The sequence below is a fragment of the Pseudomonas sp. 9Ag genome (assembly GCF_902506445.1).
In the GTDB taxonomy this organism is placed as follows: domain Bacteria; phylum Pseudomonadota; class Gammaproteobacteria; order Pseudomonadales; family Pseudomonadaceae; genus Stutzerimonas; species Stutzerimonas stutzeri_AB.
Genome location: NZ_LR733836.1, coordinates 3,764,206 through 3,790,078, shown reverse-complemented (window position 1 = coordinate 3,790,078; position 25,873 = coordinate 3,764,206). Strand labels below are relative to the sequence as shown.

Annotated in this window: 18 protein-coding genes and 2 rRNA genes (1 of these 20 cut by a window edge); 5 read left to right on the top strand and 15 right to left on the bottom strand. The window is 59.1% G+C overall.

Features of this window, described 5'->3' with window-relative positions:
* Both ALTERO38_RS17265 and rrf read left to right on the top strand, forming a co-directional pair.
* A 23S ribosomal RNA gene (locus ALTERO38_RS17265) occupies positions 1–1,920 on the top strand; it begins 971 nt to the left of the window's first position.
* Between the two features lie 154 nt (positions 1,921–2,074).
* Positions 2,075–2,190: ribosomal RNA gene (gene rrf / locus ALTERO38_RS17260) — 5S ribosomal RNA — on the top strand.
* 422 nt (positions 2,191–2,612) lie between these two features.
* Here rrf and ALTERO38_RS17255 read toward each other — a convergent pair.
* The 4 genes from ALTERO38_RS17255 to trmL form a co-directional block, all read right to left on the bottom strand.
* Positions 2,613–2,987, bottom strand: coding sequence for a gamma-butyrobetaine hydroxylase-like domain-containing protein (locus ALTERO38_RS17255; RefSeq protein WP_148925911.1), 375 nt, complete (start codon positions 2,985–2,987; stop codon positions 2,613–2,615).
* Between the two features lie 60 nt (positions 2,988–3,047).
* The gene (hslU, locus tag ALTERO38_RS17250) at positions 3,048–4,394 is read right to left on the bottom strand and encodes an ATP-dependent protease ATPase subunit HslU (RefSeq protein WP_102838238.1); all 1,347 of its coding nucleotides are present in this window, start codon (positions 4,392–4,394) and stop codon (positions 3,048–3,050) included.
* A 28-nt stretch (positions 4,395–4,422) separates the two neighbouring features.
* Positions 4,423–4,959, bottom strand: coding sequence for an ATP-dependent protease subunit HslV (gene hslV / locus ALTERO38_RS17245; RefSeq protein WP_045431382.1), 537 nt, complete (start codon positions 4,957–4,959; stop codon positions 4,423–4,425).
* Between the two features lie 196 nt (positions 4,960–5,155).
* Positions 5,156–5,617 (bottom strand): tRNA (uridine(34)/cytosine(34)/5-carboxymethylaminomethyluridine(34)-2'-O)-methyltransferase TrmL, encoded by a 462-nt coding sequence (gene trmL / locus ALTERO38_RS17240; protein ID WP_159969113.1) that lies wholly within the window; start codon positions 5,615–5,617, stop codon positions 5,156–5,158.
* On the opposite strand from trmL, the gene ALTERO38_RS17235 reads away from it, so the two are divergent.
* Positions 5,616–6,071: a hypothetical protein gene (locus ALTERO38_RS17235; protein ID WP_159969112.1), complete on the top strand. Its 456-nt coding sequence runs from the start codon at positions 5,616–5,618 to the stop codon at positions 6,069–6,071. The two genes, trmL and ALTERO38_RS17235, sit on opposite strands and share 2 nt — an antisense overlap.
* A 29-nt stretch (positions 6,072–6,100) precedes the next feature.
* Here the strand turns inward: ALTERO38_RS17235 and ntrC are convergent, their stop codons facing one another.
* The 5 genes from ntrC to glnA all read right to left on the bottom strand — a co-directional run bounded on the left by ntrC (position 6,101) and on the right by glnA (position 11,532).
* Positions 6,101–7,537, bottom strand: a complete 1,437-nt coding sequence (gene ntrC / locus ALTERO38_RS17230; RefSeq protein WP_159969111.1) for a nitrogen regulation protein NR(I) — start codon at positions 7,535–7,537, stop codon at positions 6,101–6,103.
* Positions 7,534–8,616 (bottom strand): nitrogen regulation protein NR(II), encoded by a 1,083-nt coding sequence (gene glnL, locus ALTERO38_RS17225; protein ID WP_102838242.1) that lies wholly within the window; start codon positions 8,614–8,616, stop codon positions 7,534–7,536. Before glnL ends, ntrC begins: the two co-directional genes overlap by 4 nt.
* A gap of 167 nt (positions 8,617–8,783) precedes the next feature.
* A complete protein-coding gene (locus ALTERO38_RS17220) occupies positions 8,784–9,416 on the bottom strand; it encodes a DUF4124 domain-containing protein (RefSeq protein ID WP_159969110.1) in 633 nt (210 codons plus the stop codon).
* Positions 9,413–9,940 carry a DUF4124 domain-containing protein gene (locus ALTERO38_RS17215; RefSeq protein WP_159969109.1) on the bottom strand — a complete coding sequence of 176 codons (528 nt, stop codon included), beginning with the start codon at positions 9,938–9,940 and terminating at the stop codon, positions 9,413–9,415. Before ALTERO38_RS17215 ends, ALTERO38_RS17220 begins: the two co-directional genes overlap by 4 nt.
* A 185-nt stretch (positions 9,941–10,125) precedes the next feature.
* Positions 10,126–11,532: a glutamate--ammonia ligase gene (gene glnA / locus ALTERO38_RS17210; protein ID WP_102838245.1), complete on the bottom strand. Its 1,407-nt coding sequence runs from the start codon at positions 11,530–11,532 to the stop codon at positions 10,126–10,128.
* 347 nt (positions 11,533–11,879) lie between these two features.
* Between glnA and thiI the strand changes: the two genes are divergently transcribed.
* Positions 11,880–13,334 (top strand): tRNA uracil 4-sulfurtransferase ThiI, encoded by a 1,455-nt coding sequence (gene thiI / locus ALTERO38_RS17205; RefSeq protein WP_159969108.1) that lies wholly within the window; start codon positions 11,880–11,882, stop codon positions 13,332–13,334.
* A 167-nt stretch (positions 13,335–13,501) separates the two neighbouring features.
* Positions 13,502–15,322, top strand: coding sequence for a translational GTPase TypA (gene typA, locus ALTERO38_RS17200; RefSeq protein WP_102838247.1), 1,821 nt, complete (start codon positions 13,502–13,504; stop codon positions 15,320–15,322).
* Between the two features lie 431 nt (positions 15,323–15,753).
* Here the strand turns inward: typA and ALTERO38_RS17195 are convergent, their stop codons facing one another.
* From ALTERO38_RS17195 to tssM, 6 genes are read right to left on the bottom strand one after another with little or no spacing between them, the layout of a single operon-like run.
* Positions 15,754–16,152 (bottom strand): lysozyme inhibitor LprI family protein, encoded by a 399-nt coding sequence (locus ALTERO38_RS17195; RefSeq protein ID WP_159969107.1) that lies wholly within the window; start codon positions 16,150–16,152, stop codon positions 15,754–15,756.
* 10 nt (positions 16,153–16,162) lie between these two features.
* Positions 16,163–18,478 (bottom strand): hypothetical protein, encoded by a 2,316-nt coding sequence (locus ALTERO38_RS21585; RefSeq protein WP_159969106.1) that lies wholly within the window; start codon positions 18,476–18,478, stop codon positions 16,163–16,165.
* Between the two features lie 51 nt (positions 18,479–18,529).
* Positions 18,530–20,581, bottom strand: coding sequence for a type VI secretion system tip protein TssI/VgrG (gene tssI / locus ALTERO38_RS17185; RefSeq protein ID WP_159969105.1), 2,052 nt, complete (start codon positions 20,579–20,581; stop codon positions 18,530–18,532).
* Between the two features lie 20 nt (positions 20,582–20,601).
* A complete protein-coding gene (locus ALTERO38_RS17180) occupies positions 20,602–21,591 on the bottom strand; it encodes a serine/threonine-protein kinase (protein ID WP_178114604.1) in 990 nt (329 codons plus the stop codon).
* Positions 21,588–22,325, bottom strand: coding sequence for a PP2C family serine/threonine-protein phosphatase (locus ALTERO38_RS17175; protein ID WP_159969104.1), 738 nt, complete (start codon positions 22,323–22,325; stop codon positions 21,588–21,590). The genes ALTERO38_RS17180 and ALTERO38_RS17175 overlap by 4 nt, the downstream gene beginning before the upstream one ends.
* Entirely contained in the window at positions 22,325–25,864 is a 3,540-nt protein-coding gene (gene tssM / locus ALTERO38_RS17170) for a type VI secretion system membrane subunit TssM (RefSeq protein WP_159969103.1), read from the bottom strand. The genes ALTERO38_RS17175 and tssM overlap by 1 nt, the downstream gene beginning before the upstream one ends.
* Positions 25,865–25,873: the final 9 nt, after the last annotated feature.

The window sequence follows — 25,873 nt, the reverse complement described above, 5'->3', positions numbered from 1 at the left end:
CAACCCAGACCGTCAGCTAAGGTCCCAAAATCCTGGTTAAGTGGGAAACGATGTGGGAAGGCTCAGACAGCTAGGAGGTTGGCTTAGAAGCAGCCACCCTTTAAAGAAAGCGTAATAGCTCACTAGTCGAGTCGGCCTGCGCGGAAGATGTAACGGGGCTCAAACCAGGTACCGAAGCTACGGGTTCAACGTAAGTTGAGCGGTAGAGGAGCGTTCTGTAAGCCTGTGAAGGTGAGTTGAGAAGCTTGCTGGAGGTATCAGAAGTGCGAATGCTGACATGAGTAACGACAATGGGAGTGAAAAACTCCCACGCCGAAAGACCAAGGGTTCCTGCGCAACGTTAATCGACGCAGGGTGAGTCGGTCCCTAAGGCGAGGCTGAAGAGCGTAGTCGATGGGAAACGGGTTAATATTCCCGTACTTCTAGTTACTGCGATGGGGGGACGGAGAAGGCTAGGCCAGCTTGGCGTTGGTTGTCCAAGTTTAAGGTGGTAGGCAGAGATCTTAGGTAAATCCGGGATCTTAATGCCGAGAACTGATGACGATCCTTCTTTTAGAAGGAGAAGTGGTTGATGCCATGCTTCCAGGAAAAGCCTCTAAGCTTCAGGTAACTAGGAACCGTACCCCAAACCGACACAGGTGGTTGGGTAGAGAATACCAAGGCGCTTGAGAGAACTCGGGTGAAGGAACTAGGCAAAATGGCACCGTAACTTCGGGAGAAGGTGCGCCGGTGAGGGTGAAGCATTTACTGCGTAAGCTCATGCCGGTCGAAGATACCAGGCCGCTGCGACTGTTTATTAAAAACACAGCACTCTGCAAACACGAAAGTGGACGTATAGGGTGTGACGCCTGCCCGGTGCCGGAAGGTTAATTGATGGGGTTAGCGCAAGCGAAGCTCTTGATCGAAGCCCCGGTAAACGGCGGCCGTAACTATAACGGTCCTAAGGTAGCGAAATTCCTTGTCGGGTAAGTTCCGACCTGCACGAATGGCGTAACGATGGCGGCGCTGTCTCCACCCGAGACTCAGTGAAATTGAAATCGCTGTGAAGATGCAGTGTATCCGCGGCTAGACGGAAAGACCCCGTGAACCTTTACTATAGCTTTGCACTGGACTTTGAATTTGCTTGTGTAGGATAGGTGGGAGGCTTTGAAGCGTGGACGCCAGTTCGCGTGGAGCCATCCTTGAAATACCACCCTGGCAACTTTGAGGTTCTAACTCTGGTCCGTTATCCGGATCGAGGACAGTGTATGGTGGGTAGTTTGACTGGGGCGGTCTCCTCCTAAAGAGTAACGGAGGAGTACGAAGGTGCGCTCAGACCGGTCGGAAATCGGTCGTAGAGTATAAAGGCAAAAGCGCGCTTGACTGCGAGACAGACACGTCGAGCAGGTACGAAAGTAGGTCTTAGTGATCCGGTGGTTCTGTATGGAAGGGCCATCGCTCAACGGATAAAAGGTACTCCGGGGATAACAGGCTGATACCGCCCAAGAGTTCATATCGACGGCGGTGTTTGGCACCTCGATGTCGGCTCATCACATCCTGGGGCTGAAGCCGGTCCCAAGGGTATGGCTGTTCGCCATTTAAAGTGGTACGCGAGCTGGGTTTAGAACGTCGTGAGACAGTTCGGTCCCTATCTGCCGTGGACGTTTGAGATTTGAGAGGGGCTGCTCCTAGTACGAGAGGACCGGAGTGGACGAACCTCTGGTGTTCCGGTTGTCACGCCAGTGGCATTGCCGGGTAGCTATGTTCGGAAGAGATAACCGCTGAAAGCATCTAAGCGGGAAACTTGCCTCAAGATGAGATCTCACTGGAGCCTTGAGCTCCCTGAAGGGCCGTCGAAGACTACGACGTTGATAGGTTGGGTGTGTAAGCGCTGTGAGGCGTTGAGCTAACCAATACTAATTGCCCGTGAGGCTTGACCATATAACACCCAAACAATTTGATGTTTGCGTGTCAGACTGTTGAAGTCGACAAACAAACCGAAAAGACGCATCGCTCGCAAAGCAAACCAATACTGCAACACCATCACATACCCAATTAGGGGAAGCGACTAAACACCGACTCCCCAACCGAATTGCTTGACGACCATAGAGCGTTGGAACCACCTGATCCCATCCCGAACTCAGTAGTGAAACGACGCATCGCCGATGGTAGTGTGGGGCTTCCCCATGTGAGAGTAGGTCATCGTCAAGCTTCTACACCAAACCCCCGATCTTCGTAAGAGGATCGGGGGTTTGTCTTTGNTCGAACGTGCGTTTGGCGATATCGATGCCGATGACGCTGGGCATAAGTCCTCCTGCTGGTTCAGAAAGATCAACACTTCACTCAGCTCTACCTTGCTGATGCGAGCTCTCGCCGGAGGCGGGCTCTGGATACCGTTCGAGCTGTAAGAGTGAGTATGGAAGGCCGCAGCGCTATCTACGTCGCAGGCTCAAAGCCTAAGGGTGGATACGGCTTCCTGGCCTTCCCCCAATGATCAGTCGGGAACTATCACCCCAACATAGCGTGGTAGTCGAGATACAAGGGTGGATGTCGCTTTTTACATCCACCGCTCTGCTTGGTTTGTACCAGTGTTGGTGGATCGGTGAAGCGTGATCCACCCTACGGCCCAGCCGTTACAGCATCAGCTTGACCGGTGAGATGTCCGGGTCCCTCGACTTCCCAGCGGCTGCAAGTGCCTCGAGGTAATCCGCCCATATCTGCTCTTGATTGGTCGCCAACCGATAGAGGTAGTCCCAGCTGTACAGGCCGCTGTCATGGCCATCGCTAAAGGTCAGCTTCAACGCGTATTGTCCGGCCGGCTCGATGCCATCGAGTGCAACGTTGATCTTGCCGGTCTGGAGGATTGGATTACCGTGGCCCTGGACTTCGGCAGACGGCGAGTGCACCCGCAAAAACTCCGCCGGCAGCACGTAGCGCTGCTCGGGTCCGTACTCCAGCTCCAGCGTTTTCGATGTCTTGTGTAGTTTGATCGCGGTGGGGATGCGCATCGAGTGCTCCAGACAAAGGCGCCGGGTCGCGTTTAGCGAGACCCGGCGCAATCGCTTGCGTTAGAGAATGTAGCGCGACAGGTCTTCATCCTCGGCCAGCTCACCGAGGTGGCTGTTGACGTAGGCTGTGTCGATACGGATCGGCTCGCCGTTCTGCTGTCCGGCCAGGTCGCCGGCGCTGAACGAGACCTCTTCCAACAGCCGCTCGAGCAGCGTGTGCAAGCGTCGAGCGCCGATGTTCTCGGTCTTCTCGTTGACCTGCCAGGCGATTTCGGCCAAACGCTTGATACCATCCGCGGCGAATTCGATCCCTAGTCCTTCGGTCTTCAGCAGCTCGCGGTACTGTTCGGTCAGCGAGGCGTGCGGTTCAGTGAGGATGCGCTCGAAGTCTTCCGGCGACAGCGCCTTGAGCTCGACGCGAATCGGCAGGCGACCCTGCAACTCGGGCACCAGATCACTGGGCTTGGACAGGTGGAACGCGCCCGAGGCGATGAACAGGATATGGTCGGTCTTGACCATGCCCAGCTTGGTGTTGACCGTGCTGCCTTCGATCAGTGGCAGCAAGTCGCGCTGAACGCCCTCGCGGGAAACGTCGGCACCGCTGGTGTTGCCGCGCTTGGCGACCTTGTCGATCTCGTCGATGAAGACGATGCCGTGTTGCTCGACGGCTTCCAGGGCACGGGCTTTGAGCTCTTCCTCATTGACCAGACGTGCGGCTTCTTCATCGCGGACCAGTTTGAGCGCGTCCTTGATCTTCAGCTTGCGACTCTTCGTCTTGCCTTTGCCCATATTGGAGAAGAGGCTCTGTAGCTGATTGGTCATTTCCTCCATGCCCGGCGGGGCCATGATCTCGACGCCGGCCGGGCTCTCGGCTACATCGATGTCGATTTCCTTGTCGTCCAGCTGGCCTTCTCGCAGGCGCTTGCGAAATAGCTGGCGCGTATTGGAATCGGTGCTCTGCGCGGGCTGATCTTCGTTAAAGCCGGCCGGCCGGGCCTGGGGCAGCAGCGCGTCGAGGATTCGATCTTCGGCAGCATCTTCAGCCCGATGGCGCATTTTGACTACTTCCTGTTCGCGCAGCATCTTCAGTGCGGCGTCGGCGAGGTCACGGATGATTGACTCGACATCGCGCCCGACATAACCCACCTCGGTGAACTTGGTCGCTTCAACCTTGATGAATGGCGCGTTGGCGAGCTTCGCCAGGCGCCGAGCAATCTCGGTCTTGCCCACGCCGGTGGGGCCGATCATCAGGATGTTTTTCGGGGTGACTTCGGGGCGCAGCTCAGCGGAGAGCTGCATCCGCCGCCAGCGGTTGCGCAGGGCAATGGCGACGGCACGCTTGGCGTCGTCCTGGCCGATGATATGGCGATTGAGTTCGTGGACGATCTCGCGGGGCGTCATGGACATGGTGCGGTACTCCGGGGCTCAAGGGCGATCAGATCGCGCTGTCGAGCTCCTCGATGGTGAGATTCTGGTTGGTGAAGACACAGATGGTGCCGGCAATGTTCAACGCGGTTTCGGTGATGTCTTGCGCGGACATGCTCTGATCACCTTTCTGCATCAGCGCCATTGCGGCGGCTTGGGCGAACCCGCCACCGGAGCCCATGGCGATCAGGTCGTTTTCTGGCTGCACCACATCGCCGTTGCCGGTGATGATCAGCGAGGCGTCTTTGTTGGCCACTGCTAGCATGGCTTCCAGGCGGCTCAGCGAACGGTCGGTCCGCCAGTCCTTGGCCAGCTCAACGGCCGCGCGCACAAGATGGCCCTGGTGTTTCTCCAGCTGACCTTCGAATCGCTCGAATAGCGTGAAGGCGTCAGCGGTGGCACCAGCGAAGCCCGCCAGGACCTGGCCGTGGTAGAGGCGCCGGACCTTTTTGGCGTTGCCTTTCATGACGGTATTGCCGAGGGAAACCTGGCCGTCGCCGCCCATGACGACTTTGCCGTTGCGGCGTACTGAAACGATGGTGGTCAAAGGAAAATCTCCACGCAGCGGGGCGATGAATGCCCGAATGCGCTTGATATGGGGGACGCTGCCGCGCATTTCAACCGATGCGAGGGAATCACGTCCCGACCCCTTATGAGCCCGTCGAGTGAGGCGAGGGAGCTTGCCGTGCAGGCAGAGCTGAGCCCGACTGAGCGCCGAGCAACACGCGGCTGGCGGGACGGCGCTATTGCAATGCGAAATCCAGCTGTCGCCAAGCCTCGTAGACGGCGACGGCTACGGTGTTTGACAGGTTCAGGCTGCGGCTGTCGGGACGCATTGGCAAACGCAGGCGCTGCTCGGTGGGCAGTGCGTCGCGGATCCCCGGCGGCAAGCCGCGACTTTCCGGGCCGAACAGGAAGGCATCGCCGCGCTGGAATCTGACCTCATGAAACGGCTGCGAACCTTTGGTAGTGAAGGCAAACAGGCGAGGGTGACCGAGGCTTTCGAGGCAGCTGTCGAGGTCGGCGTGTCGCTTGAGCGGGGCATACTCGTGATAATCCAGCCCGGCGCGGCGCAGCCGCTTGTCATCCAGTTCGAAGCCCAAAGGCTCGATCAGATGCAGGCTGCAGCCGGCGTTGGCGCAGAGCCTGATAATGTTGCCGGTATTCGGCGGAATTTCCGGTTGAAAAAGGAATACATGAAACATGCGCGGCACCGACTCTGAAAACGACCGGCATTCTACTGCGGCAGGCGGCCCTGCGGCTGACGACCCGCTACCGCGCATTCGCCGGCGCTTTTTTGGCTCGCTGGTGCTGCTCGGGCTGTTGTTCGGCTCGTTTCTCGGCCACGTCTTTCGCCCGGGCCCGGTTGAGTTGTTGCGTATCGAGCCTGTCGCGAGGGGATTGCAGTTATGGTTCAGCCGCGAGCCGGAGCTCTACAGCCAGGACGTTGATGGAGCGGTCGGGATGCTCTTCCAGTCCAAGGGCAATGCAGATGCCGGGCGCGTGGAAATCGAGGGCGGCAGTGCGGGCTGGCGCGTGCAATCAACCGAGAAGGGGTTGTTACTGCATTTCGTGGCGACCCGACCGCTGATAGCCAGCTGGTCGGGTGAAAAAACCGATGGCGAGTGGCGCTTGCTGATCGAGGTCAAACCGCGCTGAAGCGAACCCGCCTATCCGCCGTTGCCGACTCAGGCCTCGTCTCCCTCGTCCTCGTCAGCGCTGTCCCCGCCCATGCCCAGCTCCTTGATCTTGCGCGTCAGCGTATTTCGGCCCCAGCCCAGCAGCAGGGCCGCATCACGGCGCCGTCCGGCGGTGTGCTTGAGCGCGGTCTCGATCATGATGCGCTCGAATACCGGTACCGCCTCGTCGAGCAGATTCGACTGGCCGCGAGCCAGCGCCAGGTCCGCCCAATGGCGCAGCGCCTGCTCCCAGTTGTTCGACGGCATGGCATCGGCCGGCTGATTGAGCAGCTCCGGGGGCAGGTCATCGACATGCACCTCCCTCCCGGACGCCATTACTGTGATCCAGCGGCAGGTATTTTCCAGTTGGCGAACGTTGCCTGGCCACGGCAGGTTCTGCAGGTATTCCTCGGTTTCCGGCTTGAGCAGCTTGGTCTCGACTGCCAACTCGGTAGCGGCACTGGCGAGGAAGTGTGAAGCCAGCGTCGGGATGTCTTCGCGGCGGTCGGACAGACGGGGAATATGAATGCGAATGACGTTCAGTCGATGGAACAGGTCTTCGCGAAATTTGCCGGCCTGAACCAGGGTTTCCAAGTCCTGGTGGGTTGCGGCAATGATGCGCACGTCAACTTTGACCGGTGTATGGCCGCCGACCCGATAGAACTCGCCGTCAGCCAGTACGCGCAAGAGTCGGGTCTGGGTGTCGGCGGGCATGTCGCCGATTTCGTCGAGGAACAGGGTGCCGCCATCGGCCTGCTCGAAGCGGCCGCGACGCTGGTTGGCGGCGCCGGTGAAGGCGCCTTTTTCGTGACCGAACAGCTCCGACTCCATCAGGTCTTTGGGAATTGCGGCCATGTTCAGGGCGATAAACGGGGAGGCCGAGCGCGGGCTGTGCCGGTGCAGGGCGTGGGCGACCAGTTCTTTACCGGTGCCGGACTCGCCATTGATCAGGACCGTGATGTTGGAGTGCGAGAGGCGACCGATTGCGCGGAACACCTCCTGCATTGCCGGCGCTTCGCCGATGATTTCTGTCGTTTGGCGCTGGTCGGCAGGCGCTTTGAGCCCTTGTTGTTCTTTCGCGTGCTGATTGGCGCGCTTGACCAGAGACACCGCTTCATCGACGTCGAAGGGTTTGGGCAGGTATTCAAACGCACCGCCCTGGTAGGAAGCCACCGCGCTGTCGAGGTCCGAATGCGCGGTCATGATGATCACCGGCAGGCGCGGATAGAGATCACGGATCTGCGCCAGCATGTCGAGACCGCTCACGCCGGGCATGCGGATGTCGGAAATGATCACGTCCGGCTGCTGCCGCGCGAGCTTCGCCAGTACGCCATCGGCACTGTCGAAGCTTTGAGTCGTCATGCCCTCCTGCTGCAGGGCTTTCTCCAAAACCCAACGGATGGAGCGGTCATCGTCGACAATCCAGACAGTTTCGCTGCGGCTCATGCGGTTGGTGCTCCTTGTTCCAGCGGCAGGAAGATCGAGAACGCGGTATGCCCGGGATGGCTTTCGCATTCGATCAGACCCTGGTGCTGACTGATGATGTTCTGGGTAATGGCCAAGCCGAGCCCGGTGCCGTCTGGGCGGCCGCTGACCATTGGGTAGAAGAGGGTGTTCTGCAGCTCGGCAGGGATGCCTGGCCCGTTGTCGATGATTTCGATCCGCGCCACGAGGCGATGGCGAATGTGGCCGATGGTGAATTGGCGCAGCGAACGAGTGCGTAGGGTCAACCGGCCCAGACCCAATTCGGATTGCCCGGCAAGCGCCTGCATGGCGTTGCGCATGATATTGAGCACGGCCTGAATCATCTGTGCGCGGTCCATCAGGACCTCGGGAATGCTTGGGTCGTAGTCGCGCACCAAAATGAGGCTGCCCTGGCACTCGGCTTCTATCAGGCTGGCGACATGCTCGAGAACTTCGTGAATGTTGGTCATCGCCAGCGAGGGGAGCTTGTTCGAACCGAGCATGCGGTCGACCAAGTTTCGCAGGCGGTCAGCCTCTTCGATGATGACCTCGGTGTAGTCCTTGAGGTGCTCCTCGGGCAACTCGCGAGCCAGCAGCTGAGCGGCTCCGCGTATGCCACCGAGCGGATTCTTGATCTCATGGGCGAGGCCGCGAACCAGCATCTTGGTGGTTTCCTGCTTTGACAGCTGGGCCTCTTCCTTGGTGATGCGCAGCAGTCGGTCACGCGGTAGCACTTCCAGCAGCAGCATGGTCTCCTGCTTCGTCAGTACCGGCGTCACCGCGTAGTCCACGGTTAGCGTCTGTCCGCTGGCGGAGGTCAGCGTCGCTTCGCGCTTGGTGAAGGGGTGCGCTTCTTCCACAGCCAGCCGCAACGCAGCCAGGGCCTCGGAGGATTCAGTAAAGAGCTCGCTGATGAATTGTCCGTGACTGCGCTGGCCGCTGACTGCCAGCAGCATCTCGGCAGCCGGGTTCATATATTCCAGGCGCAACCGCGAATTCAGCAAAAGGGTGGCGGTGGTGAGATTCTCGATCAGCAGGCGCTGTAGGGCTTCGTTGATCATGGCAGTCTGCATCCGGGGTGTGAGTCGGGAAATGCAAGAAGCAAACCAATGCGCTCCTCTTCGGCGCGGCACCGCTGGCACTGGCGCTCCAGCGCGGGGCATCGATCGAGAAGGGCTGCGCTAAACCAGATGGCTGAATCAGTGCACCAGTAAGGTGCATAGAGTGGTCACAGAAAGGGCACGAATGGAATATCTTTCTTTTCCTTGGGCTTATCCTTCAGCGGACACTCCGGGCGGACACCGTAGTCCGCCTTCCTGCATGGGTTGACCATTCGGCGTTGCGCAAGAGAGGTGCGCATCATGTGGAACGCGCGTGGCTCGCTGGACTGTACGCGCTCGCCCTGACTGTCGATCACTTCGACCACCAGCTGGTGGCTGCCTCGGTCGATATTCTGCAAAGTCAGAACAGGACTCTCACCGGGTGCGCTTGCGGGCGCACCGTCGAGTAGCAAACGATACTGATGGCCCGGATGAAGGGGTGGCTGACTGGTTACGCTGACTGCCAGCTCGCCGGCGTTGTTGCGGATGGTGGCGTCGGGAGCTGGTAGCAGGATATCGAGCAATATGTAGCTGGGCGCGGTGGCTTTGAGGACCTTAACCGCTTGCTTCGGGGGTGGTAGGGGCTGGGCGGCCATCGTATTCGCAGGTTTGGTCTCTACCTGTTCGACCGCACGACCGTCGGGGCGGTCGGTAAAGACCCGATTGCCTTCGACGTCGATATAGCTGTAGATCGCCGCGCTCGCAGGTAGCGCACACGCCAGTAACAGTCCGACCAGTCCAAGCCGCGAGAGGCGCTTCATCGACGGGCAGGGCTGGAGGTGTGGACGCGCTGCACGGTGAATTGTTCTTCGGCTTGTTGCACGACCTGCCCACCGCTGAGCACCTGGACTTCCAGCAGATGAGTTCCGCGATCCACGTTTACCAGCTGCAGTGCGGTCGTGCTGCTAGGTTCTGCCTGAGGAACGCCATCGAGCAAGAAGCGGATCTGGTGTCCTTGCTTTAGGGGCGGATCGAGCTGGGCGTTGACGACAAAGGTGCCGCTGTTGGCGCGCAACGCCTGCTCATCCGGGATGCCGCCAATCGCGAGGCTGCGATAGGGCTGCTGTTGACCCTCGCTGCTTTGCTCGTTGGCTAGCGGCGGCGGGGCGTCGGGCGTCTTGATGTTCACGGTGTTGGCGGGTGGGAGATCGACAGCGTTTGCCTCGACGCCTTCCGGAGGTTGATTGGTGAAGACGGTGTTGCCCTTGTCGTCAGTGTATTTGTAGATCTGCGCCATGGCGGGAGCCATGAGGACGAGTAGCAGGCTGAACAATGCAATGCGCATGGGAAGCTCCGCGGTAGGGATGACTGGAAGCCTTGCACCGCGCAGGCGGCGAGGCAAGTGCGACCTTTGGGATTTGAGATCGACGCCACTTCGGTCGCTTGTCGCAACGTCGGTATCACTGGCTAGTGACATCGCAGAAACGAAAAAGCCTCCCGAAGGAGGCCTTTTCTGTCACGCGGACTGGCTTAGACGCTGTAGTACAGGTCGTATTCCAGCGGGTGAACGAAGGTACGGACCTTGATTTCTTCCTCGCTCTTCAGCTCGAGGTAGGCGTCGATGAAGTCATCGGAGAACACGCCGCCCTTGGTCAGGAACGCACGGCCCTTGTCGAGTTCTTCCAGGGCTTCCTTCAGGCTGCCGCAAACCTGCGGGATCAGCTTGCCTTCTTCCGGCGGCAGATCGTAGAGGTTCTTGTCAGCGGCATCGCCAGGGTGAATCTTGTTCTGGATGCCGTCCAGGCCAGCCATCAGCAGTGCGGCGAAGCACAGGTAAGGGTTGGCAGCCGGATCCGGGAAGCGCGCTTCGATACGGCGGGCTTTCGGGCTGGAAACGTACGGGATACGGATCGAGGCAGAACGGTTACGAGCCGAGTAGGCCAGCATGACCGGTGCTTCGAAGCCCGGAACCAGGCGCTTGTACGAGTTGGTCGACGGGTTGGTGAAGCCGTTCAGAGCCTTGCCATGCTTGATGATGCCGCCGATGAAGTACAGAGCGGTCTCGGACAGGCCGGCATAGCCTTCACCTGCGAAGGTGTTTTTGCCGTCTTTGGAGATCGACATGTGTACGTGCATGCCCGATCCGTTGTCGCCATACAGCGGCTTCGGCATGAAGGTGGCGGTCTTGCCGTAGACATCAGCCACGTTGTGCACGCAGTACTTCAAGGTTTGAACTTCGTCAGCCTTGTTAACCAGCGTGTTGAACTTGACGCCGATTTCGTTCTGACCAGCGGTCGCCACTTCGTGGTGATGCACTTCGACGACCAGGCCCATCTCTTCCATCGCGTTGCACATGGCAGTACGGATTTCGTGGTCGTGGTCGCACGGCGGAACGGGGAAGTAACCGCCCTTGACGGCTGGCCGATGGCCCTTGTTGCCGCCTTCGACGTCCTGGTCGGTCATCCAGGAACCCTGTTCAGAGTAGATCTTGAACATGGAGCCGGAGATGTCGGACTTGAATTTGACCTGGTCGAAGATGAAGAACTCAGGCTCCGGGCCAACGAATACTGTGTCGCCGATACCGGTGGACTTGAGGAACTCCTCGGCGCGCTTGGCGATGGAGCGCGGGTCGCGGTCGTAGCCCTGCATAGTGCTCGGCTCGACGATGTCGCAGACCAGAATCAGGGTCGGCTCTTCGGTGAACGGATCCAGAACGGCAGTTTCATCGACCGGCATCAGGATCATGTCGGAGGCTTCGATGCCCTTCCAGCCATGGATGGACGAGCCGTCGAACATCTTGCCGTGCTCGAAGAAGTCTTCGTCGTGGGCGTCGCGCGCCGGAACGGTCACGTGATGCTGCTTGCCCTTGGTGTCGGTGAAGCGCAGATCAATCCACTTCACATCGTAATCTTTGATCAGTTGAAGCGACTTCGACATGGTGCTCTCCAAGTGGTGGAAGCGTTGACAGATAAGCTTCCGGAATCTAGGGGGTGAAGCCGAGCGGGCGATACTCCGTCAAGGCGACCTGCCTCACAAGGGAGCAAATTGCATGCCAGTGCTCCGAGATGGTTCCGGTTGGGCTTGCAGCGGCCGTTTGGCGTGCTTGCTGCCATTTGTCGGCGCTGCGCTCCGGTGTTTATGCGCTAAAGTGGTGCGGATGCTTGCGCCAGTGGTCCATTTGGGTGCAAAGCTAGGCTGTCCGATAAAACTGACTAAAGCTTGATCAAATTCCGATATACTCCGCCCCCCTCTTTTCACGCCATGCTGGCGCTGCGCTGTTTTCCATGAAGCTGATCGTCAAGGTTTTCCCCGAAATCACCATCAAGAGCCCGCCGGTACGTAAGGGCTTCATTCGTCAATTGGCGAAGAACATCCGTACCGTGCTGCGCGACCTCGATCCCGAATTGCGGGTGGAAGGGGTGTGGGACAACGTTGAGGTTGAAACCGCGCTCAGCGACGCGAAAACTTTGCAGCAGATGATTGAGCGCCTGCGTTGCACGCCGGGCATCGCGCATTGCCTGGAGGTACATGAGTACCCGCTGGGCGATCTGGACGACATCCTCGCCAAGTGCAAGGCGCACTATGCTGACCGTCTCCCGGGCAAGATCTTCGCCGTGCGCTGCAAGCGAGCTGGAAAGCACCCATTCAGCTCGATGGATGTGGAGCGATATGTTGGCAGCGAGCTTCGCCAACAGTGCGACGCTGCGGGCATCTCGCTCAAAACACCGGAAGTCGAAGTGCGGATGGAAATCCGCGACCAGCGCCTGTTTGTCGTGCATGCGCAGCATGACGGCATTGGCGGCTACCCGCTGGGCGCGTTGGAGCAGACCCTAGTGCTGATGTCCGGCGGTTTCGATTCCACCGTAGCGGCCTATCAGATGATGCGCCGCGGGCTGATGACTCATTTCTGCTTCTTCAATCTGGGTGGCCGCGCCCATGAGCTGGGTGTGATGGAAGTTGCCCACTATTTATGGAAGAAGTACGGCAGTTCGCACCGGGTACTGTTTATCAGTGTGCCCTTCGAGGAAGTCGTCGGTGAGATCCTTGAGAAAGTCGACGATAGCCAAATGGGCGTCGTGCTCAAGCGCATGATGCTGCGGGCGTCGACCCAGATTGCTGAGCGGCTGCACATCGACGCCCTGGTCACTGGCGAGGCCATTTCCCAGGTTTCCAGCCAGACTCTGCCGAACTTGTCGGTGATCGATTCCGCCACCGACATGCTGGTGCTGCGGCCGCTGATCGCCAGCCACAAGCAGGACATCATCGACACCGCCTTCGAGATAGGCACCGCCGAGTTCGCCAAGAACATGCCCGAGTATTGTGGCGTGATTTCGAAGAATCCGACGACCAAGGCCAAGCGCTACCGCATCGAACATGAGGAAAAACAGTTCGACATGGCGGTGCTCGAGCGAGCCATGGCGAACACGCGCCAGGTGGCCATTGATCGAGTGATCGACGAGCTGGGCCAGGATTTGCAAGTTGAAGAAGTCATCGAGGCGAGCGCCGGGCAGGTAGTGCTAGACATTCGCCACCCTGACCTCGCCGAGGACGAACCTCTGCAACTGCAGGGCATCGAAGTGCATACGCTGCCGTTCTATGCGCTGAACAACCGCTTCAAGGAGCTGGATGAGAACCGCCAGTACCTGCTGTATTGCGATAAAGGTGTCATGAGCCGCCTGCATGCTCATCATTTGTTGAGCGAGGGGCATGTCAATGTGCGCGTTTATCGTCCGAGCTAAACAGCCCGGCCTGCTGGGCGGCAGTATCCGCCACCGCCCTCCCGACCCGCTTCGCGGCTGAATTGCTGCGACACGTCGTTAACGAACCTTCATCTTCATCCAATTTTTCGCGTTGGGCCGCTCGATGCACTTGCCGAGCGGCCCGACCCAACTACGAGACCACTACTGTGATCGATAATCTACGTAACATCGCCATCATTGCTCACGTTGACCATGGCAAAACTACCCTGGTCGACAAGCTCCTGCGTCAGTCCGGCACTCTGGAGCGCGGCGAGCTCAACGACGAGCGCGTGATGGACTCCAACGACCAGGAAAAAGAGCGCGGCATCACCATCCTGGCCAAGAACACCGCTATCAAGTGGAACGACTACCGCATCAACATCGTCGACACCCCCGGCCACGCCGACTTCGGCGGTGAAGTCGAGCGCGTGATGTCGATGGTCGACTCCGTACTGCTGCTGGTCGATGCTCAAGACGGCCCGATGCCGCAAACCCGCTTCGTGACCAAGAAGGCCTTCGAAGCCGGCCTGCGCCCGATCGTCGTGATCAACAAGGTCGACCGTCCGGGCGCGCGTCCTGACTGGGTTCTGGACCAGATCTTCGACCTGTTCGACAACCTCGGCGCCACCGAAGAGCAGCTGGACTTCCAGGTCGTCTACGCGTCGGCCCTGAACGGCATCGCCGGTCTGGACCACACCGACATGGCCGAAGACATGACCCCGCTCTACCAGGCGATTGTTGACCACGTACCCGCTCCGAAGGTCGACATCGACGGCCCGTTCCAGATGCAGATTTCAGCTCTGGACTACAACAGCTTCCTCGGCATTATCGGCGTAGGCCGTATCGCCCGTGGTCGCGTCAAGCCCAACACTCCCGTTACTGCCATCGACATGCATGGCAAGAAGCGTAACGGCCGTATCCTCAAGCTCATGGGTCACCACGGTCTGCACCGTGTTGACGTCGAAGAAGCTACTGCCGGCGACATCGTCTGCATCAGCGGTATGGACGAACTGTTCATCTCCGACACCCTGTGCGACCAGAACAACGTCGAAGCGATGAAGCCGCTGACCGTTGACGAGCCGACCGTTTCCATGACCTTCCAGGTCAATGACTCGCCGTTCTGCGGCAAGGAAGGCAAGTTCGTCACCAGCCGTAACATCAAGGACCGTCTGGACAAAGAGCTGCTGTACAACGTGGCGCTGCGCGTTGAAGAAGGCGACTCGGCTGACAAGTTCAAGGTTTCCGGCCGTGGTGAGCTGCACCTGTCGGTACTGATCGAGAACATGCGCCGCGAAGGCTTCGAGATGGGCGTAGGCCGTCCTGAAGTGATCATTCGTGAAGTCGACGGCGCCAAGCACGAGCCGTTCGAGAACGTCACCATCGACATCCCTGAAGAAGCGCAGGGCAAGGTCATGGAAGAGATGGGCCTGCGTAAGGGCGACCTGAGCAACATGGTGCCGGATGGCAAAGGCCGTGTTCGCCTGGAATACAACATCCCGGCTCGCGGTCTGATCGGTTTCCGTAACCAGTTCCTGACCATCACCAACGGCGCCGGCATCCTGACCTCGATCTTCGACCGTTACGACGTGATGAAGTCTGGCCACATGTCCGGCCGCCAGAACGGCGTACTGGTATCGATCGATACCGGCAAGGCGCTGACCTACTCCCTGGAAACCCTGCAAGCGCGCGGCAAGCTGTTCGTCGAGCACGGCCAGGAAATCTACAACGGTCAGATCGTCGGCCTGAACAGCCGCGACAACGACATGGGCGTTAACCCAACCAAGGGCAAGAAGCTCGACAACATGCGTGCTTCGGGCAAGGACGAAACCATCGCCCTGGTTCCGCCGGTTCGCTTCACCTTGGAACAGGCTCTGGAATTCATCCAGGACGACGAGCTGTGCGAAGTGACCCCGAAGTCGATCCGTCTTCGCAAGAAGATCCTTGACGAAGGCGAGCGCAACCGCGCTGCGAAGAAAGCCAAGGCTTGATCTAAGCCTAGCTGACTAAAAGCCCCCGCCGGCGAGAGCCGACGGGGGCTTTTTCGTTGCCGCAACTCAGGCGCGCAGCCTGTTAGCCTTTCATCGGTTGATGCGGCGCGCATCGGTTATCTACTGGCTCAATCGCTTAGATATTCGTAGCAAGTCCACCGCGGGCTACGCTCGAACCCTGTCTCGACATTCGCTTGGTGTTTGGGCGCCAGCAGCAGTTGCAGCCTCGCCGGCGATACGGCTGGCGGTGCCGACCAGCTTCAACTAATCGATCACCCCGGCGCCGCCCTGGCGAGCCATATGGTTACTGGCGGCCGCTTCGCCCATAGCTACATACGCTATTAGCAAAAGCGCCAGAATAATAAAGGTTTTTCTCAGTTGTGAGCAGCAGATAGTTATGACAGGGAACCATTTCAAAAAGTGTGCGTTGTTCATATATCTGGAGCGATGCCGTCCAAATAGTCAGCTCTATTGTTACTCATCCTCGAAATGCAATTATCAGTCGTTACTTGATGCGCTTCTGTGGTTTCTTCTATTTCGAAAGCTTCGATCTTGCAGTCGGCATCTCGCAGTTTAATCCAGTGCTGCTGCGCTTCTTTAACAACGGAGATGTATTGGTCCGCCAGTGAGGGCATTCTTTCGAACTGCTGCCGGATACGTCCCAAAGTTGCCTTATACGAAATGTTCAAGAGCTTATCTGACAGATCTTTTCTATATGCTGCACACTGCGCGACTTGCTGGGACAGCTCAATGTTTTCACACGGATTTGACAGGGTATCGCTGAACGCAGGAGGCAGAAGAAAGAAAACCATAAACGAAATTTTTTTCATACTGTATGCCCTAATTATTCCTGAGGTAGCGAGCTCTGTTTCGCCCTGGCTCGTACTGGCTGATCGCAGGCGTATTTTCTATATAGCGTATCAACTGATCCTTGTCGTTTCTCATCCCGGCTTTCATTGGATTTGGCCCTTTTGTGAAGCCTTGATACACGAAGTCTACCAGCACATCTCTAATGACCTGATTTAGGGAGCTCCAGTCTGTTCGTTCAGGCTCGCTCTCTGTCCAGCGATCATAATTGGCGATGGCCCGTTCTATGTAGTCTGGATAGATCTCATTAAAGAGATTGATTTCCTGCTCGGAGCTAATTTCGCCAATGATTGTCTTGTTGCTGACTACGAATTGCTGCGCAGCAGTTCCTTTTTTGCCATAGGCCTGAGCAATCTTTGTCGCCTGATCGTGAGCGATTCCGGCATTTTTCATATGATCATGAATTTCTGACTCAGTTCTGAAACCCATGTCGTAGCCACGCCCCAACGTAACTCCTGAAAGCTCGTTCCCTGGCCAGTGGATAACACGACTGAAAAACGGAGATGAAGGAATATTATTCCCTTCAGCATCAAATGTGATCCGCCCTTCTCTGATAGTAGGTTCAACCCTAGCCGCTGTATTGAAAGTTCCAATGAAAGTTCCAATGAAAGTTAGCGGCTGCAAGTGCCATGCTGCCCCGTCCGCGTTAACGTAAGCCTTATCGGCGACATCTTCCCACCAGCTTAACTTCTCAATTCGCTGCTTCTCCGCCTCCCAAATCAGGTTGGGCTGTTCAAGTTCTTCCGCCAAGAGAGAATCAAGCTCGTCCCACTTAGTTTTGTTCCAAAACCATTCGCTTTCGTATCGTGCGATCAGCTCGCCTAAGAGCTGCGCCTGCCACGGTTTGGTAAGGGCGGCCCTGATTTCTTGGCTGCTCAGTACGCCGTCGTTGTCCGCGTCTGCAATGTCATTCAAACGGGCTAGTGCCAGAATAGGGCCGCCGTCCACCTTGTTTAGCTGGGTGCGATAGTTGTGCTGTTCGTCCGGGGTTAGCAGGCGGCGGGCGTTAAGGCTGTACGCGAGCTTTTCGACGGGCGTTCCGGTTTCCTCTATGCATTGGAAACCTTCCCACTCCCACGGGTTGTGGCGGGTGGTGATCAACTCCTGTTCGGCGAGCCAGCCGTCGATGGGGTTGCCGTTAGCGTCGGCGAACAGACCGTCCAGCCGCCACCAGTACATAGTGTTGTTAGCGCCATCCTTGACTTGGATTTTTCTCGAAGCGGGGAGCCCATCCAACTGGGACTGCGGAATGACCAGGTCGACGCCGATCTGCGTGCCGTCATCGTCCAGCTTCGGCGGATTCTCGGTATTTATGTCGTCTCGATGCGCGATCAGCTTGCTGGCGCCCTTGTAGACCTTGAGGAGTGTTTTCTGGTCCTCGGGCAAGCGGCTGGCCCAAGTGCGGCTCCGGGCGATGAACGCGGGCACATCGTCGCAGCTGAACAGTTCGACATGGATCATGTGCTGAGCAGCGCTGTTGTGGTTCTGGTACAAGCCCGGATGGCCAATCAGTTCACCGGCCTTGATCGGCAACCCGTTCTCCAGGACAACGACTTTTCCGTATTTTGCAGGCTCGCTCACCGGTTTGAGCAAACGGGTGAATACATAACCGGGCAGTTGCCCCTCATCGTCTGCTGCCAAGGCGGGATGTGCGGTTCCGCTGAGGAGGCTGACCAGCTTGCTGAATTCGCCTTCCGTTTCGCCGATGGTGATTTCCGCACCCTTGGACAGCTCCGACAGCCTGGCGGTGTTCATGCTCGGACCGGCGCGTACGCCCAGGCCGTCGCTCTCGGTATTCACGGTATAGCGTTTGGCTTCCCAGAAGGCGGGGCGCTGCAGGTCTGGTTGCGCTTGGTAGCCTGCCCAATCTAACAAGTGCATGTACAGGCTATAGAGGTTCAGACTTGGAGGCGTCTGCCCTTCGGCGATGGTGCCATCTGCATTGCGCAGCGGTGGCGGCTGAAGCTTATGCTTCACCAGGACGAACCCAGTGGAGAAGGGCGCGCGTTTGATCCTAGGGATTTCATCGGTGAACTCGCTGAACGGGTAGCGCTCGTCGATACGGTAGGCAATCACCTCGCCGTCGGCCATGCAGCGCACGCTCGACTGATCGAAAAATACCGCAGTGCCCTCGTCGAAATGCACGCCGCCGTGCCATAGGCCGTTTTCGCCGGTCGGGTAGTAGCCGCCCTTGGCGTTGGCCATGTGAGTCATGAGTTGTAGCGAGTGGCTATCCGGCGACTTGCTCGGGAAGGGGAGCGCCCAATTGATCGGTTTGCTTTCGGCCATGTCTGATACGTCCTGTTCATAGGGCTGCCGCTAGGCAAGCCTGTCCTTGTCTTAGCCGGAAAAATTGAGTGAACGCTTGCGCCGACGCGGCTCGGCAGGCTGGTCGCCCGCCTGCGCCTGCTCCAACAAACTCCCCGCCTTGTCACTATCCGCTGCGCCCGGCAGCACGGGCGGTTTGATCTTGATCCCCGAGCCTTTGCCCGGTGCGCCGCCTGCATTGATTTTGATCAGCGGGCCAGAAACTGTGATGCCGCCCGGATCAAGCTTGATGAAGCTACCGCCGGCCTTGAGCGTCAGTTCGATGCCGGCTTCGATGACCATTTTCTGGCCAGCTTTGAGGTGTATTTCGCGGCCGGCTTTGGTCAGCTGAGCAGTGCCGAGCTTGATGTGCTGGCTCTGTCCGACGGTGAGATGGTCATCAGGTTTGACCTCGACCTTACGGTCGCTTGTCACGGTCAGGTGTTCTTCAGCCTGGAATTCGCTGTAGCTGTTGGCTTCCACCGTGTCGTGACGCTCGTGGCCGACGCGAATCTTCTGGTCGTGCTCAATGTTTTCGTCCCAGTCCCGCTGGGCGTGGATGTATATCTGCTCAGCGCCCTTGCGATCCTCGATGCGTAGTTCGTTGTAGCCGCCCCCGCCGGGGCTCGACAGTGTCTTGAAAACGCTGCGGGTCCTGTTTTCTGGTAGGTCGTAGGGGACCTGGTGTTCGGCATGGTAGAGGCAGCCAGTTACCAAGGGCTGGTCGGGGTCAGCTTCGAGAAAGGTAACCAGGACTTCCATGCCGACGCGCGGGATGGCAATACCGCCGTAGCGGTCGCCGGCCCAGCTTGAACTGACGCGCAGCCAGCAGCTTGTCTTGTCATCGGCTTGGCCGTGGCGATCCCAGAAAAACTGAACCTTTACGCGGCCGTACTCGTCGCAGTGGATTTCTTCTCCCGCAGGGCCTGTGACCATAGCGCTCTGACTGCCGAGCACGCGCGGTTTGGGGTGCGTCAGAGCCGGGCGATAAGGGACCTCCCACGGGGTGGCGGTAAACTGGTTGCGGTAGCCTTGGGTGAAACTGTCTCGTACACCAGTCTCGCTTGTTACCGACTCCTCAAGCACCTGCGGCTGTTTGCCTTCGTGGAGCACCTCGGTCAGCAGCCAGAGGTCATTCCATTCCTGGCGCGGATGGTCAGATATTTCCAGCAGGTGCCCGCTAACCAGTCGTGGCTGGTCGCTCCGACCTTCAGCCAGGCGGTAGTCAGCGCGGTGGCGCTCCAGTGAGCGCTGGGACAGGTGCTTGCCTCGGGCTCGATCGGTGAAGCGACCCGGGTAGTCATAGTCTTCGAGGTCTGGCTCAGACGATCTCTGTCCGTCACCCGCTTGGCCTTTCTGCGCGGCCTCCATCACCAGGCGAGGCTGTTCAAAGTCGTAATCCCGTCGGCTCACCCTGTTGGTACTAGTCTCCAGGCGCACGGAGAAGCGCTTGATCACAGGCTCGTCGGCTACCAGCCCGCTGTCTTGCAGGTACGCGGTGGGCTGGCCAAGTTTGGGAAAGCTCGTCTGGTCATCACCGAACACCAGTACATGACCCTGCGGGCTGTGCTCGAAGTGATAGTGGATACCTTCTTCTTCGCATAGGCGCTGGACAAAGTGCAGGTCGGTTTCGTCGTACTGGGTGCAGTAGTTGCGCTCGGGATAGACCACCGGACCGAGCTGAAAGCGATAGGCGTTCGCCTGGATTCCGTGACCCTCGAGCACCTGGGCAATGATTTGCGGCACGGTCAGGTGCTGAAAGATGCGCTGATCGGTACGGTGCGTGAGGTAGGCAAGTTGCGGAACGAGGGTCACCCGGTAGCGGGTCAGACGTTTGCCTGATTCACCTTGTGCGACGCGATGGATCAATCCGTGGATGCCATTACCGGCAGGTGAGAGCGACAGAAATGCTGATTTGTGCAGCAGGCTCTGCAGGGCGAGATCGGGACGCTCGCTGACCAGCTCAAGATCGAAACGATAGGGTTGGCTGATGGCTTCGCGCCCGGTAAACGCTAGAACCTGCAGGTCGTGCTCTACGCCATCGATAGCGAGGCTGAAATGAGTGTCATTGGCCGCGTTGAACATGGCGCTTCCTTGTTTTGTTGTCATCCATGGGCGCGTCCGAACCAGCGCTGCAGGCGGCTTGGTGCGGGACGGCGGAATATATTCAACAGTTGGGTCAAGCTGGCTTGGCGCTGATCAGCGTCGAACGCTAGCGCTGCTCGCAAGGTAAGCCAGCCACAGGGCAGGTTCTGCGGCCGTACCAATTGCTTGTCGAGCCCCATCGCTTTTGCCTGCTTGGCGTTTAGCCGGCGGAACGGGTGGCTGCCGCTGGCCATTTCATAAAGCAGGCAACCGAGCGCGTACACATCGCTGGCTTCCGATGGCTCGGAGCCGTCGAGAAGTTCAGGGGCTGCGTAGCGCGTGGTCCATGCTTTGAATCGGTTCCGAGACAGGCGTGGCAGATTTTTCAGACCGCCTTCGAGCGGCTGGCCGAGACCGTAGTCGAACAAGCGAAGCCCGTCTTCGGCCAATATCACGTTGCTTGGTTTGATGTCACCGTGGATGACGCCGCGACTGTGTGAATAGGCCAACGCTTCTATCAGGGGCACGGCAATTTCGCGTAGCTCGTCCCACGTGAGCCCTTCCGGACGTTCGCTGAGCACCTGGTCGAGGGTTGGTCCCTTGAGCAGCTCAAGAGTGATGAACGCGCGCTGGCTGACGGCGTCCACGTCAAAACCGAACAGCCGCACAACGTGGCGATGGCTTAGGCGAGCGGTAAGAGCGAACTCGGTATAGAGCAGCGTGTGAGCATCGGGATACTCAGCGAATTCATCGCTCAAGGTTTTAAGTGCGATGTACGGCTCCGGGTCACCAAACTGCTCACGCAAAAGGTCTCGGGCGCGGTAAACGGCGCCCATGCCGCCGACGCCAAGCAGTCGTTCGATCAGATAGCGGCCTGCCAATACTGCTGGCAAATCACTCGCGACGATGGCAGCGGCCGATGTTGCCAGGCTCTCCGGTGTGGCTGCCGAGGCCGCAAAGGCGAAGTAGGTAAGGTCCGACGCCGGCTCGGCGCGCAGGGGCTCGCTCATAGCCGTATCACCACTGCGCTCAGGTTGTCTCGACACGGCCCGTCCATGGCCTCCTCAAACAGCCTTTGCAGAGCCAGGCCAGTCGATGGCGCATTGAGCGATGCTCCCAAGCTGTCCGGTGACAGGCTTTGGTAGAGCCCGTCGCTGCATAGCAGTAGGGTATCGCCTGGATAAACATCGAACTCGAGGATATCCAGTGTCAGTTGTTCGCTGGCGCCGATGGCGCGGGTTAGGGCGTTTGCGGCTGGGTGACGCGCGGCCTCCTGCGGGCTCAGGCTCTGTTCGTCGATCAGCTGTTGTAACAGCGAATGGTCGCGCGAGAGCTGATAAAGCCGTCCCCGGCGCCACAGGTAGCAGCGGCTGTCGCCAGCCCATACGCAGGCGGCACGGTCGGCCTCCATCAGCAGCGCGACCACGGTACTGCCAATCACGGGATCGGGTCGATCTGCCGTGACCGTCAGTTCTTGCCCAAGTCTGCGGTTGAGGTCATGCAAACAGCGGCGCAGAGCGACCAAGCGCTCCGCCATGCTGCCCTCAGGCAACGCGGCGAGCTGCTCGACGATCAGGCGGCTGGCTAGCGCGCCGTTGTGGTGGCCGCCCATTCCATCGGCCACGACCCAGAGGCCTTGCTCGGGGAGGTCGAGAAAGGCGTCTTCATTGCGTGCGCGGACTTTGCCCGTATCGGTCCGCGCGGCGCTGCGCCAGCTGTACGCCAGGTTCGCAGTGGCTGTCATTAAAGTGTCGCCGGAAGTTTGAAGTCGCGCAGCAGGGCGATGTCGAACGGGTTCGGCGAACGCTGGCTGTGTAACAGGTAGTTGGCGTTGCGGCCGCCCAGATTGGCCTTGAGCATCAGCACGTCGCGACCGCTGTGGTAATCGACCTGCATCAGGTCCAGCAGGCGGAATAGCGACCAGGGGCCGGTGTTCTTCTCGATACCGACACGACGCCCGCCGAGTTCCTCGACCACCAGGCTGGTGCGGCCATCCTCTGCGTCGGCTGGCCAGCTGAAGGCGGTCTGCACGATCGGGCCGTGGCGGTATTCCATCTGCTGATTGCCAAAGCGGAAGTCAGCGCGACCCAGGCTCGAATCCAGCGAGTAAGGCTCGAGCTTGAAACGGATCTGCGGCTCGTTCGGGTTCTCTGCGAAGAAACTGCGGCGGATCGTTTGCGCGTTGCTCATCTGCGACAGGAACTCGCGAGACAAGGGCAAGCCACGGCCGTCGACTCGACGAAGCTGATATTGGCCAGCGCTTCCGCTGACGAACGCCTTCAGGTAGCGATCAAAGAACCCGTCAGCAACGCCTTGGGCCTTGAAAAACTCCCGGAAGTCAGCGATGGCGACGTCGCTCTCGCTGTGTGCGCTGAAAGGATAGCGCTGGCGTAGCGAACCTTTATAGAACGCGTACAGTTCGCTCTGGTAGCGTTGGTTGAGGTAGTGGTAGGCGTCGTTCAAGACCAGAGTCCAGCTGTCTTCGGCGAGCAGGCCGAGCCAGTTGCCGATCGGTTGTGGTAGCCGCGCTGCGCTGGCTCGCAGTTGGTTGATGGCATCACGCTGACCAGCCATGCGCGCTTTGGCGAGTTCAAAGGCCGCCTGATCAGGCGCACTGGCGTGGGCCAGACTTGCCAGTTGTAGTTGAAGCGCATCGAGGGCCTGTAGCGTGGGAACAAGCTCAGCGCTAGCGCCTGCATTGTCGTCAAGCAGGCGATGCAGCGGCTCGAAGCGGCGCTCGAGTGTTTTGCGCGCCGTGTCAGGCACGTTCTTGGCCAGTGCGGCCTGGGCCTGCTCGGCAGCGGCTGATGCGAGCTTGGCGGCTTTGCCCAGCTTGCCGTTGGCGCTTTTGAGAGCATCGGCTGCGTCCACCGCGTCGCCGGCGGTATCGACCACGCCGGCAAAGCGGGTGTTGTCACGGACTTCGACAAGCAGTTGTAACAGCGGCGAATTAGCCGCGGACAACCCACTAAGCAGCACCGTGCCCTGGCCAGCACCGGCGATAGGCTCCAGCGTCAGCTGGGCGACCGCTTCGCTCCAATAGTTGGCGTAATCCCGGAAATAGAGCTGCTCCATCTCGACCATCAAGCGACCGAGATCTTTCATGCTTAAGTTATCGCCTTCGCCAAGTACCCAGTTGTCACGCAGAATCTCGCGCACCAGTTCGCTGCCCTGCGCGATGTAGAATTTCTGATAGCCATTCTGGGTATAAAAGCCAGGGATGGTGTAGTCGCTACCGCTGAACAGGGCGCCTTGCGGTCCGAGATGCTGACTGAACCGGTAATCAGGCAGGCTGCGAGCCTGATCGCGCAACATGCGGTAGACGACAGTGGCCAACGATTCGCTGCGCAACACCTGACGTGCCTCGGCGACGAGTTGGTCGTTGAGCGCGTAAGGCGCGAAGCCGTCACCGAGCAGCCGCTCAAAATGGGTGTTGAGACCGTTCTGTGCGACGGCATTGCCGGCGTAACGCAGCGACCAATCGGCGGCTACCCAGTCCTTTAGAAAGCCGTCGTCGCGACGCCCTTCCAGGCTAAGCATAAGATAGGCACGCAGGCTACCAAGCAGGCGTTCTCGATCAGTCAGGTTGGCACGTATCTGGGCTTCGAGCTGATGTGCAACGCGAGGCAGAAGCAGGGTTTCCAGCTCACGGCGGTAGGCCTGGTGGACGGTGGGATCGACTACCTCTCCTTGGTAAAGCCCGCCGCGCTGCAAATAGGACACGTCAGCCTTATCCGGAAACACCTGAGTAGCCGCAAAGCTGGTATCCAGCGCTTTGAGCGTACGCAGTGCGTCGTCTTGAGCCGTGATGCCCTGATGCTCGCGGCCCAGCTGGTCAGCGAGGCCGCGTAACTGCTCAAGCCGTTCATGGTTGTTGGAGAAGCCATTGGCCCAAAGAGCGCCGAACAGCGCCAGGCAGGTGAAACTCGCGGCATACAGGGCGCGCTGGCCCCAATCGATGCGGCGTACTTCCTTCTGATCGAGACCGGCGAGGTCGGCTTCGGGGAAGATCACGCGGCTGAGTAAGTGATTGATAAAGCGAGCACGTCCGCTGCGGAATGTCGGCAACGCGCTGCTCGACAGGCCGAGGTTGCGGCCGATGCCGCTGGTGAGCGGATCGAGTCCACCTTGGAGTTGCGGTGCACTGGTGAGGTAAAAACCGCGCAGCTGGCTGGCACGCTGGTAGCGGTTGCCTGAGAACGCTAGTTCGACGAACAGGCATAACCGCTCGCCAATCTGGCCAAGCTGGTGCGGGAAATCAAGGATGCGACCCCGGCGCTGGGTATCGCGCTCTTGGTGCATGCGCAGGATGACCTGGCTGTTGAGCCGGCGCAGCAGCTCCTCGAATTCGGCTCGAACCACGTTGACGTCGGTGCCATCCTGTTCCTTGCGGAAGCTCGCGCCGAGCACCTGGTCGCTTTCCTCGCGCGAAAGTTGGTCGAAGAACTCGTCGAAGCCAAGCATCTTATCCGCTTTGCTCAGCACCAGATAAACCGGTACGTCGGCGCCCAGGCGCTGGTGGATCTCGTGCAGACGCTGACGGCTCTGGCGCGCCAGCGTTTCGAGCTCCAGTTCGCTCGAGTGCAGCAGCTGCTCGACGGGGATGTTGATTAGCACGCCATTGAGCGGGCGTGCACGGCGGCGGCGCAGCAGGCCAAGTAGTGTTTCCCAGGCCTTGCCATCGACACCCGAGTCGGGCTGAGTCAGGTAGCGGCCGGCCGTATCGATCAGCACGGCATGGTCGGCGAAGTACCAGTCTGCGTAGCGGGTGCCTGAGACATCCCTGGTCAGTCGCTGGTTTTCACCACGGTTGAGGGGAAAGTCCAGGCCGGAAAAGTCCAGCAATGAGGTTTTGCCGCTGCCTTGAGGACCGAGCAGCAAATACCAGGGCAGGTCGTTGCGCCATTTCTCGCTGCGGCCGCGGTACAGACTCGAGCTCTTGAGCGTACGAACGGCGTCGCGGTAGCGCTGGCCCAGGATGCCTTGCTCTTCGCTGACCAAGCCTTCACGGCGAAGCCGCTCCTGAACCTCTTCGTCGCTGGCTTCGGCCTGCTTGCGACGAGTGCTATGCCAGCTGGCGAACACAATGAACAGGCCCCAGACCAGGCAGAGGCCGGCGATGGTCAGCAGACGACTGCTGGACGACTCCCAGAACTTGTAGTCGTCCACCGCCAGTAGTGGCCCAACGAACCATACGAGCAGGGCCAACACCAGCAAGACGCACAGGCTCCATACCCAGGTCTTGCGAAAAAACGCGGCAAGCTTGCCGAAAAAAACCTTCATGGCAGTACG

Bases quoted from the DNA above. Each gene is read 5' to 3' on its own strand.
- ALTERO38_RS17255 (WP_148925911.1), bottom strand. From the start codon at position 2,987: ATGCGCATCCCCACCGCGATCAAACTACACAAGACATCGAAAACGCTG.
- hslU (WP_102838238.1), bottom strand. From the start codon at position 4,394: ATGTCCATGACGCCCCGCGAGATCGTCCACGAACTCAATCGCCATATC.
- ALTERO38_RS17235 (WP_159969112.1), top strand. From the start codon at position 5,616: ATGCGCGGCACCGACTCTGAAAACGACCGGCATTCTACTGCGGCAGGC.
- trmL (WP_159969113.1), bottom strand. From the start codon at position 5,617: ATGTTTCATGTATTCCTTTTTCAACCGGAAATTCCGCCGAATACCGGC.
- ntrC (WP_159969111.1), bottom strand. From the start codon at position 7,537: ATGAGCCGCAGCGAAACTGTCTGGATTGTCGACGATGACCGCTCCATC.
- glnL (WP_102838242.1), bottom strand. From the start codon at position 8,616: ATGATCAACGAAGCCCTACAGCGCCTGCTGATCGAGAATCTCACCACC.
- ALTERO38_RS17220 (WP_159969110.1), bottom strand. From the start codon at position 9,416: ATGAAGCGCCTCTCGCGGCTTGGACTGGTCGGACTGTTACTGGCGTGT.
- ALTERO38_RS17215 (WP_159969109.1), bottom strand. From the start codon at position 9,940: ATGCGCATTGCATTGTTCAGCCTGCTACTCGTCCTCATGGCTCCCGCC.
- glnA (WP_102838245.1), bottom strand. From the start codon at position 11,532: ATGTCGAAGTCGCTTCAACTGATCAAAGATTACGATGTGAAGTGGATT.
- thiI (WP_159969108.1), top strand. From the start codon at position 11,880: ATGAAGCTGATCGTCAAGGTTTTCCCCGAAATCACCATCAAGAGCCCG.
- ALTERO38_RS17195 (WP_159969107.1), bottom strand. From the start codon at position 16,152: ATGAAAAAAATTTCGTTTATGGTTTTCTTTCTTCTGCCTCCTGCGTTC.
- ALTERO38_RS21585 (WP_159969106.1), bottom strand. From the start codon at position 18,478: ATGGCCGAAAGCAAACCGATCAATTGGGCGCTCCCCTTCCCGAGCAAG.
- tssI (WP_159969105.1), bottom strand. From the start codon at position 20,581: ATGTTCAACGCGGCCAATGACACTCATTTCAGCCTCGCTATCGATGGC.
- ALTERO38_RS17180 (WP_178114604.1), bottom strand. From the start codon at position 21,591: ATGAGCGAGCCCCTGCGCGCCGAGCCGGCGTCGGACCTTACCTACTTC.
- ALTERO38_RS17175 (WP_159969104.1), bottom strand. From the start codon at position 22,325: ATGACAGCCACTGCGAACCTGGCGTACAGCTGGCGCAGCGCCGCGCGG.
- tssM (WP_159969103.1), bottom strand. From the start codon at position 25,864: ATGAAGGTTTTTTTCGGCAAGCTTGCCGCGTTTTTTCGCAAGACCTGG.